This is a genomic window from Citrobacter sp. Ce006 (genome assembly GCF_030336535.1).
Classification (GTDB): domain Bacteria; phylum Pseudomonadota; class Gammaproteobacteria; order Enterobacterales; family Enterobacteriaceae; genus Citrobacter; species Citrobacter europaeus.
In genome coordinates this window covers 174752-189011 of the sequence record NZ_JAOWDO010000054.1, presented here as the reverse complement: position 1 = coordinate 189011, position 14260 = coordinate 174752, and the positions used below count along the sequence as shown (strand labels likewise).

Sequence of the window (14260 nt, the reverse complement as noted above, 5' to 3'; positions counted from 1 at the left end):
CATATGTAACTAAGATGTTGCTTAAATCGCATGAAGATAGGAACTATCTTAGAATATAAAGTTAAGGGAGTGTAAGGACTTAGGTTAAGTTTATGGCAGACAGGAGGTATCGCTATGTTCTATTTCTGGATCTTTCTTGCACTGAGCATTTTGTGCGTCAGTTGCTATATTTGGCAGGTTATGGGCGCAGCGGCGTCAATCAGCGCTTTTCTCGGTATGGCCATCCTTACGGCATTAATTTACGTTTTTACTATGCGGTTGACCAATGGTAACGAAATGGTAACCGGATTATTCCTTTTTCTTGCCCCTGCATGCGGTTTGATTATTCGCTTTATGGTGGGCTACGGTAAGCGATAATTAGGAATGTTACTATTAGCAATACATTATCACACAGAGCGACTTATATTTATCTGAGTTATTGAAGTGCCAGCATCGCTGGCACTTTTTTGTGAAACCTACGTCGATTACCGGGCATCTGCCAACTGGAGTGAGGCTTCCTCTTGCTGAGCATTTTTTCGCTGTTGTTCGAGCTCCAGCGCGCCACGATGAGAGAGGTAGCAGAACAGGATGCAGCAGACAATCCCACCCATCAACAGATAGAATCCGCCATGCCATCCCATTTTGTCGACCATCACGCCAAACAGACTGGTTCCCAGGGATGCGCCAAAAATGTAGCTCATGAATCCGCGTAACCCGACCGCAGAACCTACCGCGAAACTGGGGACAATTTCCATCGTCTGAACGGACGCGAGGAACTGCGGAACATAAATCAGGCAACCCACGATGGCGGCAAAAATAGTGACCATCACTAACGATTCACTTTTCCAGTAGCCGATCAGGCAGACGAAAATCAGCGCCATACAGATCATAGCCAGCGGCATGCGGCGGCCTTTAAACAGTTTATCAGTGAGCCAACCCGCCAGTAATGTGGATGGAATTGCCGCCCATTCGAAAAACAGGAACGCTACGCTCATTTGTTCTTTCGAGAAATGTTTTTCGGTTAATAAATAAATTGGCAGCCAGCTAATCATGCCAAAACGCACCATATAAACAAAGACGTCTACCAGTGAAACATACCAGGCATTCTTATTGCGCAGGACATAGGTGCAGAAGATCTGGAAGGCGCTCATATTTTCTGGCGCTTCGACAACGCGTCGGGTATTTAATACGACTTTTTCTTCCGGCATCATTTGCTCTAGTGCCGGTAAGCCTTCCTGACGCGGTGAGCCTTTCCCCAGCAGCAGTACAATAAAAGCAAACAGTACGGCAACGCCGGCTGGGACAATATAGCTGGCGCTTTGCCAGTGTTCGCTCCCCAAAATGGCAAAGGCGGCACCAACAATCGGCGCGACAATACCTCCGCCAACGTTATGTGAGATATTCCAGAATGCGCCAACGCGTCCACGCTCTTTACGTGGAAACCAGTTAGCGATGGTAATAAATGAAGGGCCGACGCCCATCCCCTGGAACAAACCGTTGAAAACGACCAGAGCGGCAAAAATCCAGAATCCGGTACTGAACCCCAGGCCTACGTTGACGATAGCACACAGGATCAAGCCGCATGCCATGAAGACTTTTGGGCTGGCCTTATCTGCCAGACTGCTCATTATGCCTTTACTGATCCCATAGGCAATAAGCATGCAACTGCTAAGTAAGCCAATCTGCGTAGCACTGAGATCCAGATGCTCTTTCAGGTATGGAGTTGAGAGCGTGAAGTTATTGCGCACAATATAGTACGCAAGATAGCCAAGAAATACGCTGAGTAATGCCTGCATGCGGTATCGGCTATAAGTAGCCTGGACTTTCTCCGCCGGGACTTTATTTGCCGCTGGCCCTGCCTTAAATATTGATAACATATCATCACCTAAATTTATATTGATGTGAATATCAGGATTTTTCGCAGTGAAGAGTGAAATAGATGGCAGAGAAACTCAAGTTGATGAAATGAGTCACTATTGACACAAATTGTGTATTGCGTAGCTGATTTTGACTCTTTTTAAATAAAGGATTTTAAAATCTATTCTTTTACGGGCATTTTTATCTTCGGTGTGTGCGGATATTAACAAATTCAGAGCGCATTTTCGGGTATTCTTTACGGATGTCGTCACTTTCCGTTTGGTTATTGTACGAATAACCTTATTCTTCTCCCCCTGCGGTGATAAACGGGTAAGTTTTGTCTCAATATTATTTTTTGCACATGTTGGTATTTATGAACGGGATCACAAACAGACTTTTGGGTCGGGGGCGCTTTTGGGCGATCTTGCTCTGTTTTATGTCGCTGTCGGTGAGTAGTCTGGCTTTGGGGAAAGAACTGGTGATGGCGACTACTTTTTCCCCAGGGGCAACGGCCTGGATTATCCAGCGCTGGCAGACGGAGCCAGGGTCAGTGATGATTCGTACGTTAAACCGGACCAGCAGTTCACTGGAACAACTGCTTGATACTGCCAATGCGGAAAACGTCGATCTGATTCTGACCTCGTCGCCCATGCTGTTGCAGCATCTTCAGGAGCATCAGAAGCTGGCGCCCTTCGATAATGTACTGCCGGAAAGCCAGCGGCTGGTGCCTGACTCGATTCGTTCTACCTCCGTGGCCGTTGCGATATCTGGTTTTGGTCTGCTAATTAACCGTTCTGCGCTGGCGGCGCGTCATTTGTCGCCTCCTGCTGACTGGGGGGATTTAACGCAACCTAAATATCAGAACGCGTTGTTAATGAGTAGCCCGTCGCGTTCCGATACCAACCACCTGATGGTTGAGTCGCTGCTGCAGCAAAAAGGATGGGAAGAGGGCTGGGCGACGCTGTTGGCCAGTGCCGGTAATCTGGTGACGATTTCATCTCGCAGTTTTGGCGTGGCCGACAAAATTAAGAGCGGTCTGGGCGTGGCGGGGCCGGTCATTGATAACTATGCCAACCTGTTGCTAAACGATCCGCACCTGGCTTTTACCTATTTTCCTCGCTCGGCGGTTTCGCCTACTTATGTTGCCGTTCTTAAGAACAGCCAGCACCCCAATGAAGCGCGTCGATTTATCCGTTATCTGTTAAGCCCTGAAGGGCAGCGGATCCTTGCCGATGCGAACACGGGAAAATATCCGGTTACTCAGCTCGCGCCTGATAACCCACGCGCGGCTCAGCAGGCAATTTTGATGAGCCAGCCAGCGCTTAATTATCGCCTGATCCTTAAGCGACAACGGCTGGTACAGCGGATGTTTGATACCGCGATCAGTTTTCGACTCGCGCAACTGAAAGATGCATGGCGGGCGCTCTACAGTGCCGAAGCGCGCCTGAAACGCCCACTACCCGAAATCAGAGCGCTGCTGACCAGCGTTCCGATAGATGCCAGGAACAGTGAAGATGAGGCCTGGCTTGCGCAATTTGATAATAAAAGCGTGGCCGAACAGCAGATGATGGAGTGGCAGTTGTGGTTTCTTAAAAATCAGCGTCAGGCGATTTCCAAACTGGAAGAGTTAAAATGAAAGGTGGATCGATACTGCAACGCCTGCGTCAGCTCAGCATCAGCAGCAGCCTGCGGGGCGCTTTCCTTACCGGCGCATTACTGACGCTGAGCGTAAGCTGCGTCAGTTTGTACTCCTGGCATGAGCAAAGCTCGCAGATACGTTATTCGCTTGATGATTACTTCCCGCGCGTGCATTCCGCTTTTTTGATTGAAGGGAATCTCAACCTGGTTGTGGATCAACTGAATGAGTTCCTGCTGGCCCCCAACACCACGGTAAGGTTGCAGCTACGCAATCAAATAATCTCCCATCTGGATAAGATTGAGGTGCTGAGCCGGGGCTTGCAACCGACAGAGCAGCAGCAACTGGCAGTGCTTTTGCAAGACAGCCGGGCGCTGATGGCGGAACTGGATCGGGTGCTCTACAACCTGTTCCTTGTACGTGAAAAAGTGAGCGAACTTTCCGCGCGCATCGACTGGCTTCATGATGATTTTACTACCGAGCTGAATTCGCTGGTGCAGGATTTTACCTGGCAGCAGGGGACGTTGCTGGATCAAATCGAGGCCAAAAATGGTGATGCTGCGCTGTATCTCAAACGTGCCAGAGAGGTGCAAAACGAGCAGCAGCAGGTCTACACCCTGGCAAGAATTGAAAATCAGATCGTTGATGATTTACGCGACAGGCTCAATGAACTGAAGTCGGGTAGTGACGACGGCATGTTGGTGGAAAATCACATCCGCTATCTGGAGAACCTGAAAAAAACGGCGGATGAAAATATCCGTACCCTCGATGACTGGCCCAGTACGATAACCCTGCGGCAAACTATCGACGAGCTGCTGGAAATCGGCATGATGAAAAATAAAATGCCCGATACCATGCGCGATTATGTCGCCGCGCAAAAAGCGCTGGTTGATGCCAACCATACCCGAGAGGCAACGCTCGGGCGCTTTCGAACGCTGCTGGAAGCGCAGTTGGGAAGTAGCCATCAGCAAATGCAGATGTTTAACCAGCGGCTGGAACAGATTGTTCGCGTCAGCGGCGGACTTATTTTGCTGGCTACGCTGCTCGCGCTACTTCTTGCCTGGGGGCTTAACCACTACTTCATTCGTTCGCGGCTGGTGAAGCGTTTTACCGCGCTCAACCAGGCCGTGGTGCAAATTGGTCTTGGCAGAACGGATGCTACTATCCCGGTTTATGGGCGCGATGAGCTGGGGCGTATTGCAGGCTTGCTGCGCCATACTCTGGGTCAGTTGAGTGCGCAAAAAAATCAGTTGGAGCAAGAAGTGACGGAGCGTAAGGAGATTGAGTCCGATCTCCGGGCGATGCAGGATGAACTGATCCAGACGGCAAAGCTGGCGGTGGTCGGTCAGACCATGACCACGCTGGCGCATGAAATTAACCAACCGCTAAATGCGCTGTCGATGTACTTGTTTACGGCGGGAAGGGCAATTGAGCAGGGCCAATCCGCTCAGGCCAGAAGTACGTTGGCTAAAGCAGAGGGGCTGATTACCCGCATCGATGCCATTATTCGTTCACTGCGTCAGTTTGCGCGTCGGGCCGAACCGGGCGCGCCTTTGCATCCGGTCGACCTACGACAAACGTTCAGCGCTGCCTGGGAACTGTTGGCTATGCGGCATAAGCCGCAGCAAGGCACGCTGACGCTTCCAGACCGGAGCGTGTGGGTGGCAGGTGATGAAGTGCGTATTCAGCAGGTGTTGGTAAACGTCCTGGCAAATGCACTGGATGCATGTCCGACTGCCGCGCGCATAGACGTTCACTGGCAGGCTGAGGGCAGCCAGTTGTGCGTCTTTGTCTGTGATAACGGTCCCGGCTGGCCAGAGGCGTTATTGCCATCACTGTTAAAACCGTTTACCACCAGTAAGGATGTGGGTCTCGGTATTGGCTTATCGATTTGTGTATCGTTAATGACGCAAATGGACGGCGAACTGCGCCTGGCCTCGACGCCGGGTCATAATGCCTGCGTCGTTTTGCAATTTAATCTGACGGATGTAAACGATGTTGAGTGATGAATATTCTGTTCTGCTGATTGATGATGATGCCGATGTTCTCGACGCTTACACCCTGTTGCTTGAACAGGAGGGGTATCGTGTCTGCGCATGCAGTAACCCTTTTGACGCCCGAAACTGGCTGCAGGCCGACTGGCCGGGAATTGTGCTGAGCGACGTGTGCATGCCTGGCTGCAATGGAATTGATTTGATGACGTTGTTTCATCAGGATGATAATCAGCTGCCGATCCTATTGATCACCGGACATGGCGACGTCCCTATGGCGGTAGAGGCCGTGAAGAAAGGCGCATGGGATTTTCTGCAAAAGCCGATCGATCCCGGCAAACTGCTGTCGTTGGTAGAAGATGCGCTGCGCCAAAGAAAATCCGTGATTACTCGTCGCCACTATTGCCAGCAAAAGCTCCAGGTTGAACTGCTTGGCTACAGTGACTGGGTCAATCAGTATCGCCAGCGCCTCCAGCACCTGGCTGAAACGGACATTGCCGTCTGGTTTTATGGCGAGCCGGGAACGGGGCGTATGACTGGCGCTCGTTATTTACACCAGCTTGGGCGTAATACCGAAGGGCCGTTTATCCGTGGGGAATTGACGTTAGAGAATGCGGGGCAACTGAATGACCTTATTACTCAAGCGCAAGGGGGAACGCTGGTCCTGAGCCATATTGAGTGCCTGACGCGTGAACAACAGCACCATCTGGTACATCTGCAAAGCCAGGAACGGCGTCCGTTTCGCCTGATAGGTATTGGCGCTACATCGCTGGTGGAACTGGCGGCAACCAATCAGATTGTGGCCGAACTCTACTACTGTTTTGCGATGACGCAAATCGGCTGCCAGCCTCTGTCACAGCGCCCGGATGATATTGAGCCGCTGTTTCGACATTATCTGCAGAAAGCCTGTCTGCGCCTGAACCATCCCGTGCCCGAGGTTGAAGGAGATTTACTGAAAGGCATGCGGCGTCGTGTGTGGTTAAGCAATGTCCGTGAACTGGCGAATGCCGCCGAGCTTTTTGCCGTTGGTCTGCTTCCACTGGCTGAAACAGCGAATCCGCAGCTGCATCTGCCCGAACCGACACCGCTTGACCGTCGGGTTGAAGAGTACGAGCGGCAGATCATTACTGAAGCGCTAAATATCCATCAGGGGCGTATTAATGAAGTCGCGGAGTATTTACAAATCCCGCGTAAAAAACTCTATTTACGCATGAGAAAATACGGGTTGAGCAAAGAACACTATAAGTTTTAGTGGCCAGGATCGGGGAGGAGGAGACGTTGACAGTATTTCGGTGGCGGCGTTAGCGTTCACCGAAATATGCGATGAAATTCCGGGTGATTATTGGGATGTTTCGCTTACCACATCAGATCATCAGGAATGACAAAATCAGCATACGGATCGTCTTCATCCTTCGCTTCCTGGCTCAGTTCGCAATTAAGCACGATATAGCTTGCATCGCGCTGGGCAATCTTGTCGGCGACGACTGCCGGAATGATGGCGTATTCGCTCTCGCTACCACTTTCAGCCGTCAGACGGGCAATGGCCAGACGGCCCTTGATCAACTGAGACTGGGTCACCTTATCAACATAGACTTTTTTGATCAGATTATTGTCAGTAAAGTTGTAACCAATATCGCCACGGGTAATGGTGATTTTATTCATTTCAATCAGTTGTTTGATCTGCGCTTTATACTCTTTAGACAACGCGGCCTGCTTTTGTTGTTCGCTGAGTTGCTTATCACGCTCGATCTGCGCTTTTTTATTCTCTTCAACCGCTTCTCTGGCTTCACGAGCCTGAACGCGCGATTTCTTAGCCGTTCTCTGCACTTTCGCCATTTTTTTGCTGCTGACCAGACCTGCTTTAAGCATCTGTTCTTGTAGGGTAAGTTTTGTCATTGTCGCTTCTAATCCAAAAAAATCGTTGTAAGGATTATAACCTCAACGTTCGGCGGGATGCCAGATAATGGCCGTGTGACAACAGTTACCTCCAGCAATTGTAACTGTTATGGGGCTGACTCTTTTTTATGAATCGTGTTGATAGTTACCCAATTTCTCAAAATTTAATAATATGCTAAATAAATTGAAAAAATGAGATAAAGATTCAATGAGGCTTTGTGTTACAGATGTTTGTATTGTCGGTTATAATCAAATAGAGTTATTTTGGCAGATATTCAATCTATAAAACAACCACTTGCTTCTTGATAAAATTTAAAGTGCAGCCTCTTAACGCCGATAACCATAATGAAAATATGGACAATGGAGGGGAGTAGCATGTGGTGGGTTTATCGAATGCCGATGAAAATGAAGTTAATAATCGCGCTACAACCACTATTACTGGCGTTATGTTGGTTTGCAGGTTCAGGAATATTGACGCGCATTGAGACAGAACGGCAGATGGAGAATATTGCCCAGCTGACAGCGCTCGCTCGCAGTGCCGGAAATGTGGTGCATGAACTGCAAAAAGAACGGGGAATGAGTGTCGGATTTCTGGGCGCTGCAGGGAAAACGTTCAAAGATGAGTTAAATGCACAACGGGCTTTGACCGATCGCGAGATTGAGGTTTTCGTGCGCTCGTTGTCCGATACTGCATTACCGGAAGGGGATGTTGCTACCTCTGTCGCTGCGTTTAAGAAAAACATTCTTTCGCTTGCCACCATCAGGGAAAATGTCACGCAGTTGGGGCTTCCAGCCGCAGATGTGGTGAAGTTTTACACCAACGTCATTGCTGATGTGCTGAGTTTTGTCGGCAAGTTGGGGCAGTTGACGGATTCTGGCGAAATGGCAAACGCATTCGCCGCCTACTACAACCTGCTGAATTTGAAAGAACAAGCAGGTATTGAACGAGCACTGTTATCAAATATCTTTTCCTCCGGTCATTTCGCCGAAGGACAGTTACATCAGCTCAGTGATGTCGTCAGTAAACAGAACGTCTGGCTGGCACAATCGTTGCGCCTGAGCTCGCCGGAACAGGCGGCCATGTTGAAAAATCGCTTACAATCTGCAGAAGCGTCAAAAGCCCTCTCATTTCGTGAAACCGCGTTTAGCCATGCCGCCAACGGTGGATTTGATGTCGATCCAACTGTCTGGTTTAAAGTACAAACCCAGCGTATTGAAGTGATGCGGCAGATAGAAAATGTGACGGCGAATCTTCTGTTGGCGAATGCGAAAAAACTTGCACAGGATGCACGAAAAAACTGGCAAATATATATGGTCGTCAGCTTGTTAGCGCTACTGGCATCATTGACCTTTGCCGGAGCCATCGCAGTCAATATGCATCGCCAATTCAGCGACACGCTGCGCAAGATTGCGGGTATGAATGGCGATCTGACTCAACGTCTGGCGACGCCGGGTAAAGATGAGCTTTCCTCACTTAATCGTGCCTATAACACCATGCTGGAAAGTATTCAGCATATCGTACAGGAGATTAAACAAGGCTCCGTGGTTTTGTCCGATGCCAGCAGCAGTATTACGGCGGGTAATCAGGATCTGGCCCAACGCACGGATGAACAGGCAGCATCAATAGTACAAGCCGTGGCCAGTATGGAGCAGCTATCAACGACGATTACCCAAACGGCGGATAATGCCCGTGAAGCGGAGCATCTGACAATCAGGCTGGAAAAAGAAGTTCGGCAGGCGAGCAACGTTGCCAGTGCGGCGAACCAGAGTATGGGGGATATTCGCGCTTCCAGTGAGAAAATATCGAATATTGTGACCTCAATTGATGATATCTCGTTTCAGACTAACCTGCTGGCGCTGAATGCGGCAGTGGAAGCAGCGCGGGCGGGAGAGATGGGCCGGGGATTTGCGGTTGTGGCCAGTGAAGTGCGGAATCTTTCGCAACGTTGCGCCAAAGAAGCTAACCAGATCCGCGAGCTGGTTGCGCAGAATATGGTCAAAATTAGTGAGGGCGTTGAGCGTGTCACGGCGTCTGCTACCGCGCTGGAAGCGGCGGCGGACAATACCACCAGTATGAAGCAATATATTGCGGATATCGCGCGTGTGGCGACGGAACAGTCGCAAGGGGTAACCCAAATAAACCTGGCACTGCGACCGATGGAGCAGGTTACTCAGCAAAATGCGGCGCTGGTTTCTCAGGCCGCGAGCGACAGCCAGCGGCTGGACAATCTGTCGGTCACCATGAAGGGGCTGGTCAATCGTTTTGTTGTCTGACATGACGCCGCTGTACCGATCCGGTAAACGCGTCGGATCGGTCAGTTGTCTTCATCTTTGTGTGATGATATGAAGCAAATATTGGGCGGGTTAAGAAAAGATCCCTGACATAGCAATCTTGTCGCTGGTAAAGTGAGCAACCGATACCGAGATGTGGCCAGAAGGGAATTCCGTGTGACTGAACGTATTGATTATGAGACTGAAAAATACAGTTTTACTGAGGCGACTGAGAGTTCCCGCCTTAGGGGCCAGTGGGCTGATGTTATTACTGAATGTCGCGAATTGAAGGCGGGGCCGCAAGAACGTCTGCGTATTGCTTTATTGAATGTAGACTATGTGACCAGTTTTGAGCTGCCTTTCCGCTTGTTATTACTGCGTACTCCACAGCTGATTGCCAGCGTGCGTGAAGAGCTGCAGCTTAGTCAGAAAAACGTCATCTTTAACGGCAAACGCTTTGGTTGTGTTTACAGCCTGAAAGCGAATCTCGACGGGATCCCGAATGAATTTCAATACCGTCTGTCGCATCGTATCCGACGCATTGGCCCTGCAGGTTCAAGCGAAGCGCCATATCAGCAGATTGCTAAAGCGGTGAAAGCGCCGCGTGAACGACTGAAGCTGGCTCTGGAATCTGGTCTTGATGTCACGGCTCTGGACGGGCTTTTCTGGTTTGGCAGCCAACGTATAGCTGCTGACGTACTGAGGCTGAGAAAATCGGGGATGCGGATAGCTACAGAGCAGACGATAGTGTCCGACAATCTGACTGCAACAGTGAGGAATGTGCCGTTTTATCGCCAGGCCCTGTGATGAACTGACTGGTAAATGATTGGATTTAAGCAGGAAGCATTAATTTTAGAGTGTCCCCTGCAGGAATCGAACCTGCAACTAGCCCTTAGGAGGGGCTCGTTATATCCATTTAACTAAGGGGACGAAGCGGCACGAGTATAGCGTTTTTTCCTCACAACGGTAAGTCTCAAGCCGCCCGACTGCTCAAACAGTCACCATTTAGTCCTGTTTTTTCTGGTTTTTCTGCTTTTGCTCATCACGCTTTGCTTGCAACCTGGCTTCTTCCTTGCGTTTGTTGCTCATATCATTGCGGATCTGCGCATGGCTCATCAGCGCGAAGATAAACGTTCCGCCACAGATATTTCCGGCGAGTGTTGGTAGCGCGAAGGGCCAGAAAAAATCACTCCAGTGCAGCGTGCCATTAAAGACCAGATAGAGAATTTCCACCGAACCGACCACGATGTGCGTGGTATCGCCTAACGCAATCAGCCAGGTCATCAGAATAATGACCACAATTTTTGCTGCCCCGGCAGCAGGAAACATCCACACCATCGTGGCAATTAACCAGCCAGAAATAATCGCGTTAGAAAACATCTCTGTTGGGCTGTTTTTCATCACGTCCATACCAATTTTGACGAAAGCATCGCGGGTCTCTTCATCAAAAATAGGCATATGCTCAAACGCCCATGCTGCAACCCCGGTGCCAATAATATTACCCAGCAGAACCACGCTCCACAGGCGCATCAACAAGCCAAAATTGCCGAGGGTTGGGTTTTGCATCACCGGCAGTACGGCGGTGACGGTATTTTCGGTAAAGAGTTGCTGGCGGGCCATAATGACAATAATAAAGCCGAAGGTATAACCGAGGTTCTCCAGTAAAAATCCCCCTGGTACGCCTTCCAGTTGTACGTGAAAAATCCCTTTAGCCAGTAGCGAGGCGCCCATCGACAGCCCTGCAGCGATGGCTGACCATAATAGCGCCATCGCGTCGCGCTCCATCTCTTTCTCCCCATCCTGGCGGATATGTTCATGGATCGCCATGGCGCGGGAGGGGAGCCTGTCCTCGTCGACCTCAATCTTTTTACCCTCTAACTTTTCATCACTTTCGACCTGAAGCTCGTCGCTGTGCCGATCAATCTTTTCTTTCTCAATGTCATTCATAGCCGAATCCCGAATTAGCACGTATTGCTAAAGCGTAGCGGCTTTTGTCCGAAAATCAGCGGGAGAAAGTCTGAGATAGCAAAAATGGTAACGTTTGTTTTTATCGGGTTAGCTAGAATAGAACCGCCGCGGAGTGCGTATTACCAGGCTATGATCAAATCAGTAAGACAGGGTATATAGACATCATTTGACGTGCTGTTACAATCGCTCACATCTAAACAGGCGGATACGTCCTCGTTCCGTCATGGATGGCAATCAGCGATAGCCATAATACACAGGGAGACACTTATGAAGCTTCGCCTGTCGGCGCTTGCGCTGGGAACCACACTTTTGGTGGGGTGTGCGAGCTCCGGTACTGAACAGCAGGGGCGTTCGGATCCATTTGAAGGGTTCAACCGCACCATGTACAACTTCAACTTTAATGTTTTAGATCCATACGTTGTTCGACCGGTAGCCGTAGCCTGGCGTGATTATGTCCCGCAGCCGGCACGTAATGGTTTAAGTAACTTTACCGGCAACCTTGAAGAGCCGGCCGTCATGGTTAACTACTTCCTGCAAGGTGACCCTTATCAGGGAATGGTGCACTTTACCCGTTTCTTCCTGAATACTCTGTTAGGTATGGGCGGCCTTATTGACGTGGCAGGTATGGCTAATCCTAAGTTACAGCGCGTTGAACCGCACCGTTTTGGTAGTACGTTAGGCCATTATGACGTTGGTTACGGACCGTATATGCAGCTTCCATTCTATGGCAGCTTCACGTTGCGTGATGATGGCGGCGACATGGTGGATACGCTGTATCCGGTACTGTCCTGGCTGACATGGCCGTTGTCGATAGGCAAATGGACGGTTGAAGGGATTGAAACCCGCGCGCAGTTGCTCGATTCCGACGGTCTGCTGCGTCAGTCTTCCGATCCTTACATCATGGTGCGTGAGGCTTACTTCCAGCGTCATGACTTTATTGCGAACGGTGGGAAACTCAAACCAGAAGAAAACCCGAACGCGAAAGACATTCAGGACGATTTAAAAGAGATCGATTCCGAGTAAGGACTGATGAAAATAAAAAGGTGAGCTAAAAAGCTCACCTTTTTTATATCTGAAGAAAATCAGAATGCGTAGTTGAAGTTGGTACCGAACAACCAGGCTTTACCTTCAGAGTCGAAAGTATACGGGCCTTCTTTGACGGTCACTTTCTGACCGTGCATATAAGAGACGCCAACGTCGATGGACGCATCATCATTGAATGCGTAAGTCGTACCCGCACTCAGCCACAGGCGGTCCTGGTCAGGAATGGAGATGGAACGCTTGCTCGCAGGAACCGGGCTATCGTCATAGGCGATACCGGTGCGGAAGGTCCAGCTTTTATCCATGTAATAAGTGGTACCCAGCGCGATGCGGTAAGAATCCTTGAAGCCTTCTTCTTTATAGAACAGCGTCTGTCCGTTGGTGCCGGTTGCTTTCAGCTCCTGGAACTGGCTCCAGCTGGTGTATGCGATGCTGTAGTGAATCGCCCACTGCGGGTCTACACGGTTGTAGCCTGACAGTTCCCACATTTCCGGCAGGTTAAGCGTCAGAGAACCTGGGACTGTGGCATTGGTTGTTCCCCACGGGAACGCCGTGCCTGCGCCAGGTAACGCGTTGGCCTGAGTACGGATACCACTTTTATAATCGCCATCAAAGTCGATTTTGACTTCAGAGCGGTACGTTAAGCCATAACGGTTATTTTTATCCAGCTCATACAAAATACCGGCGTTCCATCCGTAGCCCCATTCATCACCCTTCAGGCTGGCAATTTTCTGGTCCACTTTCGGCAATGCAGCAGTTTGTTCGCCGGAATAACGTTCAATTTTTGCATCGGCGTAAACGGCATTAAAACCAACACCAAAGCTCCAGCTATCATTCAGTCGATAGGCTCCGCTCAGGTTCAGGTTGACCGTTTTAAGGTCGGTTTTACCGCCGTATTCGCCGACGATGTAGCTGTCGTTAAATTCGGTTGCCAGGCCATAGTTTGACGTGACAGAAGCACCCCAACCAAACTGGTCGTTAATAGGCATCACGAAGTGAGCATTGGGAACCCACGCCGTAGGGGCGATGTTGTCCGCATCGGTGCTGCGTCCGGTGTATGGCGATCTACCGGAAATATTAACGTCTGGATCGATATACACCGCACCCGCAGAAAAAGTAGGGCGGTCGAACATCATAATCAGTGCCGGGTTACGACTGGCGTTACCTGCATCATCTGCAATAGCGCCTTCACCCGAATATGCCCGGCCAAGGCCAGAGGAAGAAAATTCGTTTAACTGAAAGCCTGCAGACCAGGCCTGTGTGGAGATAATTGCCACTGCGACTGCGAGAGCAGACTTTGTAAACAGGGTTTTCTGGCTCATGACCATAACCTCATTGATTTATTTTTATACAAACAATGTTACATACCGTAACAGGAGCGCGAAGTGTAGGGTCTGAGGTACGACTTAGAAATCAGACCAGTGCCGAGAGTATAGGTCGGACCAGCTGAAATGTTGCAAGTATGTTTATAAATATTTTCAATTCTGATCTCGGAAACGCGATCCAGCTGGCAAAATTGCGGGTATGCGCACTCACCTGTTTGGGTGATTTTTGTTTTAGATCATTTTTAAGTGTGATTTCGGTCACTTATCTCATTTCATACAATTAACGACTGGAGAGG

11 protein-coding genes and 1 tRNA gene are annotated in these 14260 nt (G+C 49.8%); 7 read left to right on the top strand and 5 right to left on the bottom strand.

Annotated features, from left to right (window positions below):
- The first annotated feature begins 114 nt into the window (after positions 1 to 114).
- The gene (locus OGV94_RS02480) at positions 115 to 357 is read left to right on the top strand and encodes a YfdY family protein (protein WP_043017095.1); all 243 of its coding nucleotides are present in this window, start codon (positions 115 to 117) and stop codon (positions 355 to 357) included.
- A 107-nt stretch (positions 358 to 464) separates the two neighbouring features.
- Here the strand turns inward: OGV94_RS02480 and pgtP are convergent, their stop codons facing one another.
- Positions 465 to 1856, bottom strand: a complete 1392-nt coding sequence (gene pgtP / locus OGV94_RS02475) for a phosphoglycerate transporter PgtP (RefSeq protein ID WP_047409729.1) — start codon at positions 1854 to 1856, stop codon at positions 465 to 467.
- Positions 1857 to 2272: 416 nt separating this feature from the next.
- Between pgtP and pgtC the strand changes: the two genes are divergently transcribed.
- Genes pgtC through pgtA form a run of 3 tightly spaced genes read left to right on the top strand, consistent with a single transcriptional unit; the run spans position 2273 to position 6715 of the window.
- Entirely contained in the window at positions 2273 to 3472 is a 1200-nt protein-coding gene (gene pgtC, locus OGV94_RS02470) for a phosphoglycerate transport regulator PgtC (RefSeq protein WP_155762297.1), read from the top strand.
- A gap of 11 nt (positions 3473 to 3483) precedes the next feature.
- Entirely contained in the window at positions 3484 to 5478 is a 1995-nt protein-coding gene (pgtB, locus tag OGV94_RS02465; RefSeq protein WP_170928031.1) for a two-component system sensor histidine kinase PgtB, read from the top strand.
- Positions 5468 to 6715, top strand: a complete 1248-nt coding sequence (gene pgtA, locus OGV94_RS02460) for a two-component system response regulator PgtA (RefSeq protein ID WP_286522520.1) — start codon at positions 5468 to 5470, stop codon at positions 6713 to 6715. Before pgtB ends, pgtA begins: the two co-directional genes overlap by 11 nt.
- Before the next feature lie 104 nt (positions 6716 to 6819).
- On the opposite strand, the gene OGV94_RS02455 is transcribed toward pgtA, so the two are convergent.
- Positions 6820 to 7359: a DUF2058 domain-containing protein gene (locus OGV94_RS02455; RefSeq protein ID WP_043017090.1), complete on the bottom strand. Its 540-nt coding sequence runs from the start codon at positions 7357 to 7359 to the stop codon at positions 6820 to 6822.
- A gap of 375 nt (positions 7360 to 7734) precedes the next feature.
- Here OGV94_RS02455 and OGV94_RS02450 point away from each other — a divergent pair, with 375 nt between their 5' ends.
- On the top strand, positions 7735 to 9633 hold the full coding sequence (locus OGV94_RS02450) for a methyl-accepting chemotaxis protein (protein WP_220771512.1): 1899 nt from the start codon (positions 7735 to 7737) through the stop codon (positions 9631 to 9633).
- 174 nt (positions 9634 to 9807) lie between these two features.
- Complete coding sequence (locus tag OGV94_RS02445; RefSeq protein WP_075145864.1) at positions 9808 to 10437, top strand: ECs1377 family protein; 630 nt, start codon at positions 9808 to 9810, stop codon at positions 10435 to 10437.
- A gap of 51 nt (positions 10438 to 10488) precedes the next feature.
- On the opposite strand, the gene OGV94_RS02440 is transcribed toward OGV94_RS02445, so the two are convergent.
- Both OGV94_RS02440 and OGV94_RS02435 read right to left on the bottom strand, forming a co-directional pair.
- Positions 10489 to 10560, bottom strand: a tRNA-Arg gene (locus OGV94_RS02440).
- A 75-nt stretch (positions 10561 to 10635) separates the two neighbouring features.
- Entirely contained in the window at positions 10636 to 11577 is a 942-nt protein-coding gene (locus OGV94_RS02435) for a formate/nitrite transporter family protein (RefSeq protein ID WP_043017087.1), read from the bottom strand.
- A gap of 288 nt (positions 11578 to 11865) precedes the next feature.
- Here OGV94_RS02435 and mlaA point away from each other — a divergent pair, with 288 nt between their 5' ends.
- Positions 11866 to 12621 (top strand): phospholipid-binding lipoprotein MlaA, encoded by a 756-nt coding sequence (gene mlaA, locus OGV94_RS02430; RefSeq protein WP_043017086.1) that lies wholly within the window; start codon positions 11866 to 11868, stop codon positions 12619 to 12621.
- Between the two features lie 59 nt (positions 12622 to 12680).
- Here mlaA and fadL read toward each other — a convergent pair whose 3' ends face one another.
- Positions 12681 to 13961: a long-chain fatty acid transporter FadL gene (gene fadL, locus OGV94_RS02425; RefSeq protein WP_043017085.1), complete on the bottom strand. Its 1281-nt coding sequence runs from the start codon at positions 13959 to 13961 to the stop codon at positions 12681 to 12683.
- Between the last annotated feature and the right edge of the window lie 299 nt (positions 13962 to 14260).

Bases quoted from the DNA above. Each gene is read 5' to 3' on its own strand.
- OGV94_RS02450 (WP_220771512.1), top strand. From the start codon at position 7,735: ATGTGGTGGGTTTATCGAATGCCGATGAAAATGAAGTTAATAATCGCG.
- OGV94_RS02455 (WP_043017090.1), bottom strand. From the start codon at position 7,359: ATGACAAAACTTACCCTACAAGAACAGATGCTTAAAGCAGGTCTGGTC.
- pgtA (WP_286522520.1), top strand. From the start codon at position 5,468: ATGTTGAGTGATGAATATTCTGTTCTGCTGATTGATGATGATGCCGAT.
- OGV94_RS02435 (WP_043017087.1), bottom strand. From the start codon at position 11,577: ATGAATGACATTGAGAAAGAAAAGATTGATCGGCACAGCGACGAGCTT.
- fadL (WP_043017085.1), bottom strand. From the start codon at position 13,961: ATGAGCCAGAAAACCCTGTTTACAAAGTCTGCTCTCGCAGTCGCAGTG.
- pgtP (WP_047409729.1), bottom strand. From the start codon at position 1,856: ATGTTATCAATATTTAAGGCAGGGCCAGCGGCAAATAAAGTCCCGGCG.
- mlaA (WP_043017086.1), top strand. From the start codon at position 11,866: ATGAAGCTTCGCCTGTCGGCGCTTGCGCTGGGAACCACACTTTTGGTG.
- OGV94_RS02480 (WP_043017095.1), top strand. From the start codon at position 115: ATGTTCTATTTCTGGATCTTTCTTGCACTGAGCATTTTGTGCGTCAGT.
- pgtC (WP_155762297.1), top strand. From the start codon at position 2,273: ATGTCGCTGTCGGTGAGTAGTCTGGCTTTGGGGAAAGAACTGGTGATG.